This window comes from Streptomyces sp. H51 (genome assembly GCF_035656535.1).
Taxonomy (GTDB): domain Bacteria; phylum Actinomycetota; class Actinomycetes; order Streptomycetales; family Streptomycetaceae; genus Streptomyces.
The window spans coordinates 303,218-318,298 of sequence record NZ_JAYMHD010000048.1 but is presented as its reverse complement, the minus strand read 5'-3'; the positions used below and the strand labels follow the sequence as shown (position 1 = coordinate 318,298).

The window sequence follows — 15,081 nt, the reverse complement described above, 5'->3', positions numbered from 1 at the left end:
CGGCGCGCTCACACGGGCGTCGCGGTCAGGCCGGCGGACAACCAGCGGACCACCGACTCGGCGGTGTACGGGCGGCCTTCCGGGGCGATCCGCGGCAGGAAGCCGAGATCCTGGCCGATGGTGACGACGGGCGGCTCCACCGCGCCGTGCGGGCGGCGCTGGCCCAGTCCTACGGCGGCCAGCAGTCCGTTGCACAGGCACTGGCGTCCTTCCGTCTGCTCGGCCGCGCCGCCCTTGCGGAGGTAGGCGGCGCGCGGCTCGGCCGGGCAGCGGTAGGCGAGGGTGCCGCGCTCGGAGCGGTACGGAGTACGCAGGTAGCCCAGGTCGCAGACCCGGCGGCGGGCCGCGCCGACGGCGGGGTCGGCCAGCGTGCCGGGCAGCTCGGCGACCTTGAAGGGGAAGGCGGTCGGGGAGGCCGCGGGATCGTTGCGCACGGTCAGCTCGGAGCGGAGCCGGCGTGCCACCAACTCCCGCCGCAGCCGTGCGTCGAGCCCCGACTCCTCGCACAGCGCGAAGACGCTGCCGAGCTGGACGCCGGCGGCACCCGCCGCGCGGGCTCGCCGCAGGTGCTCCGGCCCGCACTGGCCACCGGCGATCCAGAAGGGCAGGCCGAGCGCGGCCATCTTGGCGAAGTCCGGGGTGTCGCGGGGGCCGTAGACGGGGTCGCCGTCCTCGTCCAGCCGTAGCGGCCCGCGCGGCGGCGCGCTGTGCCCGCCGGCGCGGTGACCCTCGACGACGAAGCCGTCCGGCGTGGTCTCCGGGGAACGGCACAGGTACGAGGCCAGGGCGGGCAGCGAGACGATGGCCAGGACGTCGGGGCGGCGCAGCGGGCCGGGCCGCGCCCCGTCCAGCACCGAGGCCGGGTCGAAGCGCAGTTCGACGGGCCGGTCGTCGCCCTCGACGTCCACCCGCGCGGTGACGGGCTCCAGCCGGGCGAGCCGGGTGGCGATTCCGGGAATCTGCGCGGGGATGCCCGCGCCGACCAGGACGTAGTCCACGCCGGCCAGGACGGCACCGAACATGGCGGGCACGGTGGCGAGTTGGACCTTCTCCAGGTAGTTGACGCCGACCGGCCCGGGGTGGCCCTCCTTGGCCAGCCACACCTCGCAGAAGTTGGCCACGACGGTCAGCGAGCGAGCCGGGCACGCCTCGTCGGCGGTGAGCCGGGGCGTGGCCGCGAACCGCTCCCCGGCCCCGATCCCGCCCTCGACGAAGTAGCGCCGCCGGACGGCGTCGGCGAGTTCGGGCACGGGGAAGGCGGCCAGCGCCCGCCGGAGGTGACCGCCCGGGTCGCCGCTCTGCAGCACCCGGATCAGCAGCGTGTCCAGGGCGGTGCCGGAGACGACACCCAACTGCCCGGTGCGCGCGACGGCGCGGGCGAGGCGCCAGCCGGACACCCCCACGCCCATTCCGCCCTGGATCAGCCACGGCAGGTCGGTTGTCGTCCGGGATGTGCGCATGAGTCCTCGCAGGTGTGATCGCCGGTTCCGGAAGCCCTACTTACGGTTCCGTAACCTACGCTACCGTAACCACATGGCGGGACGAGCGGCGGTCACCCCTTCCCGCGGCAGGGCGTTCAGATCAGGGCGTCGTCGGCAACGGCGCGGCGCGCAGGGGACCTTGACCGACCGTGGGCCGCCCGGCTCGCCGGCGGGGTGGGGCGGCGGGACGGCGTCGGCCCGACTGCCGCCGCCGGGGCCGACCCCGGCGGCGGCCCGCCGCTCCGTGACCCGCCGACCGGTCACGGGGCGGCCCCGGTGCGTGGCACCGGGGACGCGGACCGGATCGCCCTCCGGCCCGCGCAGGCTCCGTCTACCCCCGAGGGTCGCGTGCATGTGGTGGTCACGTGAGGTGTTCGGCATGGCGCGGAGGGAGCCCGCCGGGGCTCTTCCCGCCGCCCTCGCCGCCCGCCTCACCGCCCGCCTCACCGTTCACCTCGCCGCCCGGTCCGTCCGGCGGGTCGTGCAGCAACCGTTGCCGCAGCATGAAGGCGGCCCCCATGTCGGCCTGGTGCGCGAAGCGGCACAGCAGGACCTGTACGCGGGTGTCGTCGCCCTCGCGCACGGCGGACACGATCCGCTCGATCAGCAGCCGCACCTCCGGCGGCGGTCCCCCTCGATCAGTCACCGTGCGCGAGTACCCGCGATCCGAGCACCCAAGGTCACCCGTACGGGTGAGAGTGCGACCGCGCGGGCCCTGGCGGACGCCCGCGATCACCTCCGTACAATTTGAGGCCGAACGACCGTACGGCGCCCGTCGGCCGTGCGGTTCATGGCGCAGGACCCGAAGGAGCCGCCCGTGCCCGGTCAGCGATCCATCACGGAAACCGAGTCGCTCGTCTCGGCGAAGCTCGGCGGGTTCCCGATCCGCCGGGAGCAGATGGCGGCCGTGGCCAACATCTACCGGGCCGCGTCGGCGGTGCGCCAGCACCTGGAGAACTCCGTGCTGCGCGGCTCGGACCTGACCTGGACGGCGTTCGTCGTGCTGTGGGTGGTGTGGGTCTTTGGCGAGTCGGAGACCCGGCATGTGGCGGACGAGGCCGGCATCTCCAAGGGCACGCTCACCGGGGTGGCGCGCACGCTGGAGTCGCGGGGTCTGCTGCGGCGGGCCGCCCATCCGAGCGACGGCCGGCTGGTGCTGCTGAGCCTGACGGGCAAGGGCGAGGATCTGATGCGGCGGGTCTTCCCCGAGTTCAACGAGGAGGAGGCCTTCGTCACGGCCCGGCTGAGCGACGCCGAGTGCCGCGGTCTCGCGGAGGGGCTGCGGCAGGTCGTACGGCAGGTCGAGGAGCACGGGGAGGAGCGCCGCCGGGAACTGCTGGGCGGAGCGGAACCCGCGCCGCGGCGCAGCGGCCGCCGACCGAGGAACTGACCGGCAAGGCCCCGGCCGACCGACCGGCTCCGACCGTCACCCAGGCACGGTCGTCCCGCGCCGGGCGGCGCCGACCGTCCGCCCTACGCAGAACCCCCACGCCGGCCGACTCCGACCGGTCGCCCCGCGGCGGTCAGTTGCGACGAGTCGGCTCCCGTCCGGACGGCGCCGGGCCGGACGGCGTCAGGCCGGTCTGTGCCGGGCTGCCCTTTCCCCGCCGAACGCCCCGAACCAGTCAGCTCCGACCCACCCGTTCCGACGGGTCCATTCCGACAGGTCCATTCCGACAGGTCCGTTCCGACCCGTCGGCCACGGCCGGTCGGAACGGAGCCGACCGGCGTCCGCCAGGCCGGCCTCGCCGGGCTCAACCGGTCGGCTGACGCCCGCCGTTGCCCCGGCCACCCGTCAGGCGCAGCCGCGCATACGCGCCGACTCCACCAGCGCCTCGAACAACCGCTGCTGGACGGGGTCCCGTTCGGCGGTGTCCTCCGGGTGCCACTGGACGGCGACGAACCAGCCCCGCGGGGCGGTCGCTTCGAGGGCCTCGACGGTGCCGTCGGCGGCCGTGGCGACGACCGCGAGACCGCTGCCGAGCCGGTCCACCCGCTGGTGGTGGTAGCAGGAGGCGTCCACCTTGTCCGTGCCCAGGGCCTGTTCGAGGAGCGTGCCCTGCCGGACACGGACCGGGTGGACGCGGTGGCGGTGGTCCAGGTCCGGGCCGCCCATGTCCTGCTCCAGGGTGCCGCCGAGCGCGACGTTGGCGACCTGCAGCCCACGGCAGATCGCCAGCAGGGGCAGGCCCGACGCCAGCGCGTGGCGGGCGGCCCGGAGGTCGAAGGAGTCCTGGAGGTCGTCGACGTCGTAGACGGTGTCGTGGGTGTCGGCGGCGCCGTAGCGGTGCGGGGCGAGGTCGCCGCCGCCGGGCAGCAGGACGCCGTCGAACCGGGCGAGCCGCTGCTCCGCCCCGTCCTCGGCCGGGTGGATGGTCGCGGGTTCGCCGCCCGCCCGCCAGACCGCCTCGACCAGGGCCCGGGCGTTGACCTCGGCGGCGAAGCGCAGGGCGGAGGTGGTGGCGGAGAAGCGGGCGGGGACGGCGATGAGCGGGCGGGTCACAACTGGATCCAGGTCGTCTTGAGTTCGGTGTACTTCTCCAGCGCGTGGGCCGACTTGTCGCGGCCGTTGCCGGACTGCTTCATTCCGCCGAAGGGGACGGTCAGATCGCCCTCCTCGTAGCAGTTGACCCAGACGGTGCCGGCCTTCAGGGCGCGGGAGACGCGGTGGGCGGTGGACAGGTCGGACGTCCACAGGCCGGCGGCGAGGCCGTACTCGGTGGCGTTGGCGAGGCGGACCGCCTCGTCCAGGTCGTCGAAGGTGAGCACCGACAGGACGGGGCCGAAGATCTCCTCGCGGGCCAGCCGCATGCCCGGTCGGACGCGGTCGAAGACGGTCGGCCGCAGGTAGCTGCCGCCGGTCTCCGCCAGGGTGGGTTCACCGCCCGTGCGCAGGCGGGCGCCCTCCGCGCGGCCGGTGGCGACGTGGTCGCGTACGCGCTCCAGATGGGCCCGGCCGACCAGCGCGCCCATCTCGGTCGCCGGGTCGAGGGGGTCGCCGAGCCGGAGTTCCTCGGCGCGGCGCACGATCGCGTCGGTCACCCGCTCGGCGACCGAGGAGTGGACCAGGAGCCGGGAGGGCGCGGTGCACATCTCGCCCTGGTTGAAGAAGATGCCCCAGGCGGCGGTGGCCGCGGCCCGGTCCAGGTCGGGGGCGTCGGGCAGGACGATGTTGGGCGACTTGCCGCCGAGCTCCAGCCAGACCCGCTTGAGGTTGGAGTCGGCGGAGTAGCGCAGGAAGTGGCGGCCGACGGCCGTCGATCCGGTGAAGGCGAGGACGTCGACGTCGGGGTGCAGGCCGAGGGCGCGGCCGGCGGTGGGACCGTCGCCGGTGACGACGTTCAGGACGCCCGGCGGCAGTCCGGCCTCGGTGCCGATGCGGCCCAGGAGCAGGGCGGACAGCGGGGAGGACTCGGACGGCTTCAGCACGACCGTGCAGCCCGCGGCGAGGGCCGGCGCGACCTTCCAGCTCGCGAGCGTCAGCGGGAAGTTCCAGGGGACCACCGCGCCGACCACGCCCGCGGGTTCGCGGGTGACCAGGGCGAGGGCGTCCGGGGCGGTGTGCGGGGACTCGTCGGCGAGCTTGTCGGCGAGCTGGCCGTACCAGCGGAAGGTGTTGATCGCGGCGCGCAGTTCGATGTCGTGGGCGTCCGTGATCGGCTTGCCCATCTCCAGGGTGACGGTGAGGGCGAGGTCCTGCCGTCGTTCTTCGAGCAGGTCGGCCAGGCGCAGCAGGACGCGGCCGCGGTCGGCGGGCGCCAGGCGGGGCCAGGGTCCGGAGTCGAAGGCGCGGCGGGCGGCGGCGACGGCGTGGTCGACCTCGGTCTGCCCCGCGTCGGCGGCCTCGGTGAGGACCTGCCCGTCGCGCGGGGAGACGACCGCGAAGGTCGCGCCGGATCCGGGTTCGTCGGTTCCGTCGATGTGGTGCAGCGCCGGCAGGTCGAGCGCCTCGGCGTGGCGCAGCAGGTCGTCGTGGGTGACGTCCAGCATGGGTTTCCGTCCAGGAGTACGCGGGGGCGGCGATGCCCGGGTACGGGATCACCGGAGTACGGGAGCAGCGGAGAGGGGGCCCGGCCCGTCTGCGGGAGGGGCCGGGCCGGGTGGGGTGGGGTGGGTCAGCGGGCGGCGGCCCGGGCGTGGACGGCGCGCGCGGCGCCGGCGCCCAGCAGCAGCACCGTGGGTACGGCGATGACGAGCCAGGTGGCGGTGGCGGGGTCCCCGCCGATGAGGGTGGTGAAGTTGGCGACGACGATCCAGATCACGGCGGCGATGCCCAGGGCGCCGAGGGCGGGCGCGATCAGGGTGTTCCAGGGCCGGGTGTCGAGGCGGGAACGGCGGAAGAAGACGATCACGGACACCGACGTCAGGAAGTACAGCAGCATGCACGCGAGGACGCCGACGCCGCTGCCCCAGGAGAAGAGGGTGAGGACGGGGTCCTTGCCCGCCAGGGCGAACGGGACGACCAGGAGCGCCGCGATCGTGGTCTGCACGACGCCCGCCGTCCAGGGGGCGTGCCGGGAGTTGAGGGAGCGCAGCCGGGCCGGGAGCAGGCCCTCGCGGCTGAGGGAGAACAGGTAGCGGTTGGCGGAGTTGTGGAAGGCGAGGATGCCGGCGAAGAGGGAGGTGGCGAGCAGGACGGGCAGCACGTCGTAGACCCAGCCGCCGAACCGGTCGGCGATCGGCTCGAACACGAACACCGTGGAGTCGCCGCCCGCGAGGGCGCGTCCGGCGGCCGCGGTGGCCTTCGAGGGGCCGTAGGAGGAGACGAGCATCCAGGAGATGAAGGCGAAGAAGCCGGTGACCACGGCGACGGAGAGGTAGGTGGCACGGGGCACGGTCTTGTGCGGGGTGCGGGCCTCCTCGCCGTAGATCGCGGTGGCCTCGAAGCCGAACATGGACGCCACGGCGAACATCAGGGCCACGCCGGGCGCGCCCTGCAGGACGGCGCCCGGGGAGAAGGTGTCGGCGACGCCGAGGCCCTCCGGGCCGCCGCCCTTGGCGAGGGTGACCAGGGCGAAGGCGAGCAGGATGCTGAACTCGGCCAGGACGAACACGGCGAGGATCTTGGCGCCGATCTCGATGCCGGCCGCGCCGAGCACCTGGACGACGACCATGGTGACCAGCGCCCACACCCACCAGGGCGTCTGCACGCCGGTGTAGTGCCCGACCAGGCCGGAGACGGTGACGCCGTACAGGCCGTACATCGCGGCCTGCACCGTGCAGTAGGCGAACAGCGCGACGGCGGCGCTGCCGCTGCCGGTGGTCCGGCCGAGGCCCTTGCCGATGTAGGTGTAGAAGGCGCCCGCGTTCACCACGTGCCGGCCCATCGCCACGAAGCCCACCGAGAACAGCAGGATGACGGCGCCGGCCAGGGCGTAGGCGGCCGGGGCGCCGGGGCCGTTGCCGATGGCGACGGCGATCGGGACGGCTCCCGCGATGCCGGTGAGCGGCGCCTGGGCGGACAGGACGAAGAAGAGGATGCCCAGGACGCCCAGGGCGTTGCGTTTGAGGGTGGCGGCGGGGCGGGTGCCCTCCGCGGTCTGCGGGGAGGCGTCGACCGTCTGACTGTCCACTCGGATCACCTGCTGAGGAAGGGAAGAAGTTTCGTTTTGAGCCAAACGAGTTGCCCCATCGTGAGTGGGAACTATCCATCTGACAAGGGGGTGGGACAGGAATTTACGGAGGGGAAACCCCCCGCCACGAGCCGCGACGGGGGGTGCCGTGCCGGACGCGGTCAGTCGTGGTCCGCCGACGGCCGCTGGGCGAGCGTGCTCAGCAGGGAGCGCAGCTCGGCGAGGGCGGCCTCGGTGTCGGCGCGGTCGCCCAGGCCGGTGAGCTGGTGCAGCACCAGGCCGTCCAGAGCGGCGAAGACGAGCCGGTTGAAGGCCGGGGAGGCGCCGTCGGGCAGGATGCGGGCCAGCTCGCGCCGCGAGGCCTCGAAGTACTCGTCGTAGCGCTCGCGCACCCGCGGCAGCAGCTCGGGCCGGCGGCGCGCCTCCAGCAGCAGCTCGTACTGGTACGCCTGACCGTCCGCGTCCTGCTCCACCATCTCCGGCACGCCGGTGACGAAGTCCTCGGGCCGGCCGGTGCCCGGTTCGAGCAGGCTGCTGCTCAGGCTGACGCGCACGGCGTAGGCGAGGGACTCCTCGACGAGCGCGTCGCGGGAGCCGAAGTGGTGGACGACGAGACCGTGCGTGACGCCGGCCTCCTCGGCGACGGCCCGGTAGGTGAGGTGGCGCAGTCCGCGCCGCGCGACCACGCGCACGGCGGCCTTGAGCAGCGCCTCGCGCCCCTCTCCGTAGCCGAGCCGCTTCTTGCGCGACCGGGAGCGGGGCTGCCGCGAGGTGTCGGCGGACTCCGTCATGGGCCCGACACTACCGGGGCGGGCCGCCTCAGCGGCGCGGAGGCCGGATACCACGGAACTCCCAGTCGCCGCCGAGCGCGGTGGACAGCACCTCCTCGGACTCGGTGGGCTGCGCGCCGACGTCCGTGCGGACGGCGGTCGGGCCGGTGACGATGTGGTTGGTCAGCCGGCCCAGGCCCTCGACCTCGACCTCGACGACGTCGCCGGGCCGGACCGGCCGCGAGTTGGCCGGGGTGCCGGACAGCAGCACGTCCCCGGGGTACAGGGTGATGGTGCGGGCGATGTCGGCGACGAGGTAGTGCATGTCCCACGTCATCTCGTCGGTGGAGCCGTCCTGCACCACCTCCCCGTTGACGTACGTCCGCAGTCGCTTGCCGCGGAAGTCCCAGTCGGTGACCAGGCCGGGGCCGAGCGGGCAGAGGGTGTCGGAACCCTTGACGCGGAGCATGGAGCCGGCGTCGGTGTCGCGGAAGTCGTGCAGGCCGTAGTCGTTGGCGACGGTGTACCCGGCGATGTACTCCCCCGCCGCGGCCGGTGCGATGTTGCGCGCGGTGCGGCCGATGACGATGGCGACCTCGCCCTCGTAGTTGAGCCACTTGCAGCCCTCGGGGCGGACGATCGCGCCCCGGTGGGAGTTGAGGGAGGAGGTGGGCTTGTGGAAGTAGGTGGGGGTGTCGGGCAGGCCGATCCGGAACTCGTCCACGCGGCTGCGGTGGTTGAGGTGGACGGCGATCACCTTGGAGGGGACGACCGGGGGCAGGTGGTGGGCGTCGTCGATCTTGACGCGCCGGCCGTCCCCGGCGACGAGTTCGTCCCCGTCGACGACGGTCTCGACGGCCGCGCCGTCGAGGAGGATGCGGCGGTACTCGGGCATGCGGGGGCTCCTAGCTGCGGCTGTCGGGGGTGGGCAGGCCGGCGCCGGTCCAGCCGTCGGCGGGGCGGTCGAACCAGAGGTGCACCTGGCCGGTGCCGATGGAGTTCTCGTACTCGCCGTACTGGCGGGCCTTCGCGGTGCACGCCTGCTCGCCGAGGGCGCCGGCCATCATCAGGTAGTGGAAGAACTTCGCCTCCGGCTTGTACCGGGAGAAGTCGTCCATGGTGTCGAGGACCTTGTCGTGGCGGCCCTCCTTGAACCAGGCGATCCGTTCGAGGTCGGCCTCGCGGGCCTCGGGCGTGAAGACGTGCGCCGGGTCGCTCGCCTCGTGGTCGCGCAGCTCGCGCAGCGGCCAGAAGGTGTGCGAGAGGGCGCCGGAGGCGATCAGCAGGACCCGGCGGCCCGGGGTGGCGGCGATGCCGTCGGCCAGCGCGCGGCCCAGGCGCAGGTGGTCCTCCATGTCACCGGTCTGGCAGACGCCGATGGTCACCCACCGCTTGTCGGGCAGTCCCTCGCCGAGGAACTTCCACAGGTTGGTGGTGGCGTAGAAGATCGGCAGGTACTCGTCGTCGATCGCGGTGATCCAGGTACCGTGCCGTTCCGCGAACGAGGCCACGTTGTGGGCGAGTTCGGGGTCGCCGGGGAAGTCGTACGGCATCCGGCACATGCCGCGCGGCAGCTCCTCGGACGTGAACAGCCCGGCGCGCCGCTGCTGGGCGGTGACGACGAACTCGACGGTGGTCGCCCAGTGGGAGTCGAGGACGACGACGGTGTCGTACCCCTGTGCGGAGTCGCGTTCGAAGACGTCCCTGCGCAGCTCCCGCAGGCCGCTGACGAGGGTGATCTCCTTGCCCTCGTTCAGGGCCAGCCGGTCCTGTTCGGGGAGCACGATGGTGGGGACGTGGGCGAGCAGGCCCGCCCCGACGATCTCACCCATGGTCGTGGAAGCCCTTCGGTGCGGTGACGGTGTTCTTCAGGTCGCAGTAGAAGTCGAAGCTCCAGGTGCCGCCCTCCCGGCCCACGCCGGAGTGGCGGGAGCCGCCGAAGGGGGCCCGGAGGTCGCGGACGAAGAAGCAGTTGACCCAGACGGTGCCCGCGACGAGCCGCGCGGTGACGCGCTCGGCGCGCTCGCTGTCGCCGGTGGCGACGGTGGCGGCCAGGCCAAAGCGGGTGTCGTTGGCCAGCCGGACGGCCTCGTCCTCGCCGGTGAAGGTCTGCAGGGTCAGCACCGGGCCGAAGACCTCCTCCTGCACGATCTCCGAGTCCTGGGCGACGTCGGTGAGCAGCGTCGGCGCGTAGTACTGGCCCTCCCCGCGGTGGCCGCCGATGACCGCGCGGGCGCCGGCCGCGAGCGCCCGCCGCACGAACCCGTCGATCTTCTCCAGCTGGCGGGGGTGGATGTTCGGGCCGATGTCGGTGGCCTCGTCGCGCGGGTCGCCCTGCGTCAGCCGCGACGCCTTCGCCACGAAGCGGCGGGTGAACTCCTCGGCGACCGGCTCCTCGACGAGGAGGCGGGTGGCGGCGAGACAGACCTGCCCGGCGTTGTCGTACTGCTCCACCGCCAGGTCGACGGCGAGGTCGAGGTCGGCGTCGGCGAACACCAGCAGGGGTGACTTGCCGCCGAGCTCCAGGCTGAGCGGGGTGAGGTTGGCCGCGGCCGACGCGGAGATGCGCTTGGCGGTGGGCACCGATCCGGTGAAGCTGATGCGGCGCACGTCCGGGTGCGAGGTCAGCGGGTCGCCGATCTCGGCGCCGTAGCCCTGGACGACGTTGAGGACACCGGCCGGCAGGCCGGCCTCGGCGGCGATGTCGGCGAGCAGCGACGCGGTCAGCGGGGACCACTCGGCGGGCTTGAGGACGACGGTGTCGCCGGCCGCGAGAGCCGGTGCGACCTTCCAGGTGGCCAGCATCAGCGGCGCGTTCCACGGCGTGATCAGCACGCAGGGGCCTGCCGGGTCCCAGCTGACGTGGTTGGTGTGGCCGCGGGTGGCGAAGTCCTCGTGCTCCAGCTTCAGCAGCCAGTCGGCGAAGAAGCGGAAGTTGTGGGCGACGCGCGGCATGACGCCGCGGCGGTGGGAGCGCAGCAGGGCGCCGTTGTCGCAGGTCTCGACGATCGCCAGGTCCTCCAGGCGCTTCTCGACGCCGTCGGCGACGGCGTGCAGGAGGCGGGCGCGTTCCGCGCGGGGGGTGGCGGCCCAGGCGGGGAAGGCGGCCTTGGCGGCGGCCACGGCGGCCTCCGCCTCGGCGGCCCCGCCGCGGGCGATCTCGCCGAGGACGCTGCCGTCGATGGGCGAGAAGTCGGTGAAGGTGGCGTCGGAGGCGACGCGTTCGCCGCCGATGAAGTGCCGGGTGTCGACGGCGACCCCGGCCACCGTGAGCGTGTGGTCAGTCATGTCCGGTCTCCCAGTCGTGTGCGGTGTGCGGAGGTCACTCGGCCCCGGAGGTGTTCGACTCCAGCAGCCGGCCGCCGTCCCAGACGACGCCGACCTGGCGGTAGTACGCGGCGATCGGCTCGCGGATCTCCAGCCTGGCCAGTTCCTCGGTGGGCGCCTCGAACAGCTCCAGCTCCGCGTCGCCGCGCCAGGCCGGCCCGGCCTCGAAGGACGCCGCGCCGGACTCGACCAGCTCGTCCAGCGCGAGGCCCTTGCCCTTCTCGATCGACGGCAGCCAGCGGTGGTGGGCCATGGGGTGGCCGTTGACGAAACCGTTCGTCTCCGACGGCTCCCGCAGTGTCACCACGGCCTGGGCCAGCCGCCGGTCCGCCGCGGCGAGCGTCGCCCCGAAGCGGGCCCCCGCCTCGATCCGCGGGGCGGGCCCGTACGGGTGCGGGCGCGTCTGGTGGACGGAGCCGAGCTTCTTCGGGTAGCCCTGGTGCAGTCCGCGGGCGATCGCGAAGTCCTTGTCGACCCAGATGTAGACGCAGCGCGAGTACGTCTGGCCGCGGTACTTGCAGCGCACGACCGCGAAGGCCTCCTTGTACTGGGAGAGCACGGGATCGAGCAGTTCCGCGCCGGAGGCCGAGCAGGACTGCCAGTCGGCCCAGATCAGCGCGACGGCGCCGGGGTCGTCGTCCGCGAGCTGAAGCGGTTCGGGCAGCAGTTCGCGCACCCTGGCGGGGTCCGTGCGGTACTCGACGGTGAGCAGGTCACCGGAGTAGCGCCACGGCGGCGAGGGGATCAGCGACGAGGCGCCGCTCGCCGTCTTGGGAGGGAAGTATCCGCGGACAGTGGTCACTGGGGTTCCTTATGCGGTGAGGGCGGGCTGCTCGATCAGTTCGGCGCGGTACCGGGCGGCGGCGGCCGCGGCGGCCCGGCCGCCGAGGGCCACGACGCCGACGAGCCGGCCGTGGGCGTGGTAGCCGACGAGGACGTCCCCGTCCGGGTCGCCGTCGAGGACGCGTACGTCGTCCTTGCCGAGGGCCGGCGCCCCGAAGGACTGCAACCGGAACTCGTGCTGGTCGCTCCAGAAGGTCGGCAGCGGCGCGAAGGACGCCGGCGGTTCCTCGGTGCCGGCCAGACGGGACAGCAGGGTCCTCGCCGCGTGCTTGGCGGTGTCCGTCGGGATGGACCAGTGCTCGACGCGGCGCGGCACGCCGTCGTAGCGGGGGTTGGGGAAGCGGGCCACGTCGCCGACCGCGACCACCTCCGGGAGGCCGCCGGCGCGCAGCATGCCGTCGGTCAGCACTCCGTCGGTGAGGTCCAGGCCGTTGCCGTCGAGCCATTCGGTGTTGGCGATCGAGCCGACCGACTCCACGACCACCTCGGCGGGCAGCACGGTCCCGTCGGCCAGCACCACGCCGGTGACCCGGTCCTCGCCGGTGAAGCCGGACACTCCGGTGCCGAGGGCGAAGCGCACGCCGCGCTCCCGGTGCCGCTTCAGCAGCGCCCCGGCGAGCAGGTCGCCGAGCGGGCCGAGCATGGGCAGCGGCAGCGGGTCCACGACCGTCACCTCGGCGGCCCCGAGTGCCACCGCGGTCGCGGCGACCTCGCAGCCGATGAAGCCGGCGCCCACCACGACGACCCGCGCGCCGGGCCGGGTGAGCGCCTCGCGCAGTCCCCGGGCGTCGGCGAGGGTGCGCACGGTGTGCCGCCCCGGGACCGGGCCGGGGCAGGTCAGGCGCCTGGGCCGCATGCCGGTGGCGACGACGAGCCCGTCGTACGGCAGCGTCGAGCCGTCGTCGAGCGAGACCGTCCGGTCCGCGAGCCGGGCGGCGACGACCTTCGTGCCCAGCCGCCACTCGGCGTCGGACACCTCGGCCCGGGGGCGGAAGGCCAGGGAGTCGAAGGGCGCCTTGCCGGCCAGGACCTCCTTGGACAGGGGCGGCCGGTTGTAGGGCATGTGGGGTTCCTCGCCGACGAGCGTGATCGCTCCGCTCCAGCCGGCGGCGCGCAGCTGTTCGGCGGCGCGCAGGCCGGCCATGGAGGCGCCGGCCACGACGATGCGTCCGGACGGCATCGGGTCAGCCCTCGATGCGGATGGCCTGCAGCGGACACACGTCGGCCGCTTCCTCGACCTCGTCGCGCAGCGCGGCGTCGGGCTCGGAGACGTACACCAGGTGTCCCGCGTCGTCCATGGAGAAGACGTCGGGGGCCGCGAAGACGCACTGGCCGTGGTCCTGGCACTTGTTCATGTCGACGACGACCTTCATGGCCGGTCCTCCTGGGGAACGGGAGCGGGGAAGGGGGAGAAGCGGAAGAGGGGCCCGGCCGCGGAACGTCCGGGCCCCGGCCAAAGGGGCGCGGAGACCGCACCCCCAACTCGTTTGGCTTCAAACAAGGTAGGCAGGGGGTACCCCCTGGTCAATACCTATCCGTCTGGATAAATTCTTTCCCCGTCCCCCTTGCGGCCAGGGTCGCCCCTCCCTACCGTTTGGCATCAAACAACTGGCCGGGAGGACGCCTCCCGCAGAAGCGCCCCGGCCCCCTTCTCCCCACGCCACCCGCCTCCTGGACGTCCGGTCCCGGAGGTGTCCCGCCGTCCGCCCGAGGAGACATCGGTGAGCGCTCAAGACCTGTCAGAAGTCCGCCGGCACATGGACCGGCTCGCCGCCGACGGCATCGACGTGGTCCGGGTGACGTATCCCGACCTCATCGGCACCGACCGGGCCCGCGACGTGCTGCTGGAGGATCTGCCCCGGGCCGTGGAGCACGGGCTCGCCTTCTGCCGGGCCGTCTACCACACCACCCCGCAGGGCGACGTGGTCCCGGTCAGCGGCGGTCTGGACGCCGGCCTGCCGGACGTCTCCGTCCAGCCCGACCTGAGCACCCTGGTCGCCCTGCCCTGGGAGCCCGGGGTCGCCGCCTGCCTCGCCGACGTCGTCGACCCGGCCACCGGGCAGCCGGCCCCCGAATCACCCCGCGACCTGCTGCACTCGGTCCTCGACCGGTGCCGGCGGCACGGGCTGAGCCCGGTGATCGGCCCCGAACTGGAGTACTTCCTGTGCGAGCCGGCCCCCGGGACGGCCGGCGGGTGGCGGCGCTACGACACCACCGGCGGCGTCGTCTACACCGCCGGCCTGCGCGCCGACCCCGACAACCACCTGCTGCGCACCCTGCGGCAGGTGCGCGGCCTCGGCATCGGGGTGCTCAGCGGCAACCACGAGTTCGACGGCGGGCAGTTCGAGATCAACCTGCTGCACTCCGACGCCCTCTCCGCCGCCGACCGGGCCTTCCGCCTGAAGGCCGCGGTCAAGGAACTGGCCCGGCGCGAGGGCAGGCTCGCCACCTTCATGGCCAAGCCCTTCAACGACGCGGGCGGCTCCGGCTTCCACCTGCACTTCTCCTGTACCGGCCCGGACGGGCGCAACGCCTTCGACGACCCCTCCGGCGCCCACGGCCTGTCGGCCACCGCCCGGCACGCGGTCGCCGGCGTCCTGGCCCACGCGCCCGCCCTGGCCGCGCTGCTCAACCCCACGGTCAACTCCTACAAGCGCTTCGGCCCCGACACCCTCGCCCCCTGGCTGATCGACTGGGGCATGGACAACCGCAGCGCGATGGTCCGCATCCCGCCCGAGCGGGGCTCCGGAGCCCGGTTGGAACTGCGCCTCGGCGACGCCAGCGCCAATCCCTATCTCGCCGTCGCCGCGACCACCGCCGCCGCGCTGCTGGGCGTCCTGGCCGGCGAGGAGCCCCCCGCCCCGCTGGAGGGCTACGGCTACGACACCACCAGGGCGGCCATGCTGCCGACGACCCTGCCGGCCGCGCTCGACGCCCTGGAGGCCGACACCGACCTGACCGAGCTGCTCGGCAAGTCCTTCACCTCTTCCTACCTCACCTACAAGCGCGACGAGGTCGAACGCTTCCAACGGCACGTCACCGACTGGGAGTTCACCGAGTACGCCTACCACCTGTGACACCGAGGAG

At 73.6% G+C, this 15,081-nt stretch carries 14 protein-coding genes; 2 read left to right on the top strand and 12 right to left on the bottom strand.

The window, feature by feature from the left end; translation table 11 throughout:
* Positions 1–8 precede the first annotated feature (8 nt).
* Positions 9–1,460 carry a hypothetical protein gene (locus tag VKA29_RS15025; protein ID WP_324786039.1) on the bottom strand — a complete coding sequence of 484 codons (1,452 nt, stop codon included), beginning with the start codon at positions 1,458–1,460 and terminating at the stop codon, positions 9–11.
* Positions 1,461–1,842: 382 nt separating this feature from the next.
* A complete protein-coding gene (locus tag VKA29_RS15020) occupies positions 1,843–2,127 on the bottom strand; it encodes a hypothetical protein (RefSeq protein WP_324786038.1) in 285 nt (94 codons plus the stop codon).
* A 171-nt stretch (positions 2,128–2,298) separates the two neighbouring features.
* Between VKA29_RS15020 and VKA29_RS15015 the strand changes: the two genes are divergently transcribed.
* Positions 2,299–2,871 (top strand): MarR family winged helix-turn-helix transcriptional regulator, encoded by a 573-nt coding sequence (locus VKA29_RS15015; protein ID WP_324786036.1) that lies wholly within the window; start codon positions 2,299–2,301, stop codon positions 2,869–2,871.
* Between the two features lie 405 nt (positions 2,872–3,276).
* Here VKA29_RS15015 and VKA29_RS15010 read toward each other — a convergent pair whose 3' ends face one another.
* The 10 genes from VKA29_RS15010 to VKA29_RS14965 all read right to left on the bottom strand — a co-directional run bounded on the left by VKA29_RS15010 (position 3,277) and on the right by VKA29_RS14965 (position 13,367).
* Positions 3,277–3,984: a type 1 glutamine amidotransferase gene (locus VKA29_RS15010; protein ID WP_324786035.1), complete on the bottom strand. Its 708-nt coding sequence runs from the start codon at positions 3,982–3,984 to the stop codon at positions 3,277–3,279.
* Positions 3,981–5,471 carry an aldehyde dehydrogenase gene (locus VKA29_RS15005; RefSeq protein WP_324786033.1) on the bottom strand — a complete coding sequence of 497 codons (1,491 nt, stop codon included), beginning with the start codon at positions 5,469–5,471 and terminating at the stop codon, positions 3,981–3,983. Before VKA29_RS15005 ends, VKA29_RS15010 begins: the two co-directional genes overlap by 4 nt.
* A gap of 125 nt (positions 5,472–5,596) precedes the next feature.
* Positions 5,597–7,054 carry an APC family permease gene (locus VKA29_RS15000; RefSeq protein WP_324786032.1) on the bottom strand — a complete coding sequence of 486 codons (1,458 nt, stop codon included), beginning with the start codon at positions 7,052–7,054 and terminating at the stop codon, positions 5,597–5,599.
* A 161-nt stretch (positions 7,055–7,215) separates the two neighbouring features.
* On the bottom strand, positions 7,216–7,845 hold the full coding sequence (locus VKA29_RS14995; RefSeq protein ID WP_324786031.1) for a TetR/AcrR family transcriptional regulator: 630 nt from the start codon (positions 7,843–7,845) through the stop codon (positions 7,216–7,218).
* Between the two features lie 28 nt (positions 7,846–7,873).
* Positions 7,874–8,719 carry a fumarylacetoacetate hydrolase family protein gene (locus VKA29_RS14990; protein ID WP_324786029.1) on the bottom strand — a complete coding sequence of 282 codons (846 nt, stop codon included), beginning with the start codon at positions 8,717–8,719 and terminating at the stop codon, positions 7,874–7,876.
* 10 nt (positions 8,720–8,729) lie between these two features.
* Positions 8,730–9,656 (bottom strand): 3,4-dihydroxyphenylacetate 2,3-dioxygenase, encoded by a 927-nt coding sequence (locus VKA29_RS14985; RefSeq protein ID WP_324786028.1) that lies wholly within the window; start codon positions 9,654–9,656, stop codon positions 8,730–8,732.
* The gene (locus tag VKA29_RS14980; protein ID WP_324786027.1) at positions 9,649–11,112 is read right to left on the bottom strand and encodes an aldehyde dehydrogenase; all 1,464 of its coding nucleotides are present in this window, start codon (positions 11,110–11,112) and stop codon (positions 9,649–9,651) included. The genes VKA29_RS14985 and VKA29_RS14980 overlap by 8 nt, the downstream gene beginning before the upstream one ends.
* A 34-nt stretch (positions 11,113–11,146) precedes the next feature.
* A complete protein-coding gene (locus VKA29_RS14975) occupies positions 11,147–11,953 on the bottom strand; it encodes an acetoacetate decarboxylase family protein (protein ID WP_324786026.1) in 807 nt (268 codons plus the stop codon).
* 9 nt (positions 11,954–11,962) lie between these two features.
* Positions 11,963–13,174, bottom strand: coding sequence for an FAD/NAD(P)-binding oxidoreductase (locus VKA29_RS14970; protein WP_324786025.1), 1,212 nt, complete (start codon positions 13,172–13,174; stop codon positions 11,963–11,965).
* Between the two features lie 4 nt (positions 13,175–13,178).
* Positions 13,179–13,367: a ferredoxin gene (locus tag VKA29_RS14965; protein WP_324786024.1), complete on the bottom strand. Its 189-nt coding sequence runs from the start codon at positions 13,365–13,367 to the stop codon at positions 13,179–13,181.
* A gap of 348 nt (positions 13,368–13,715) precedes the next feature.
* Between VKA29_RS14965 and VKA29_RS14960 the strand changes: the two genes are divergently transcribed.
* On the top strand, positions 13,716–15,071 hold the full coding sequence (locus VKA29_RS14960) for a glutamine synthetase family protein (RefSeq protein WP_324786023.1): 1,356 nt from the start codon (positions 13,716–13,718) through the stop codon (positions 15,069–15,071).
* Positions 15,072–15,081: the final 10 nt, after the last annotated feature.

Bases quoted from the DNA above. Each gene is read 5' to 3' on its own strand.
- VKA29_RS14980 (WP_324786027.1), bottom strand. From the start codon at position 11,112: ATGACTGACCACACGCTCACGGTGGCCGGGGTCGCCGTCGACACCCGG.
- VKA29_RS14970 (WP_324786025.1), bottom strand. From the start codon at position 13,174: ATGCCGTCCGGACGCATCGTCGTGGCCGGCGCCTCCATGGCCGGCCTG.
- VKA29_RS15025 (WP_324786039.1), bottom strand. From the start codon at position 1,460: ATGCGCACATCCCGGACGACAACCGACCTGCCGTGGCTGATCCAGGGC.
- VKA29_RS14985 (WP_324786028.1), bottom strand. From the start codon at position 9,656: ATGGGTGAGATCGTCGGGGCGGGCCTGCTCGCCCACGTCCCCACCATC.
- VKA29_RS14995 (WP_324786031.1), bottom strand. From the start codon at position 7,845: ATGACGGAGTCCGCCGACACCTCGCGGCAGCCCCGCTCCCGGTCGCGC.
- VKA29_RS14990 (WP_324786029.1), bottom strand. From the start codon at position 8,719: ATGCCCGAGTACCGCCGCATCCTCCTCGACGGCGCGGCCGTCGAGACC.
- VKA29_RS14965 (WP_324786024.1), bottom strand. From the start codon at position 13,367: ATGAAGGTCGTCGTCGACATGAACAAGTGCCAGGACCACGGCCAGTGC.
- VKA29_RS15005 (WP_324786033.1), bottom strand. From the start codon at position 5,471: ATGCTGGACGTCACCCACGACGACCTGCTGCGCCACGCCGAGGCGCTC.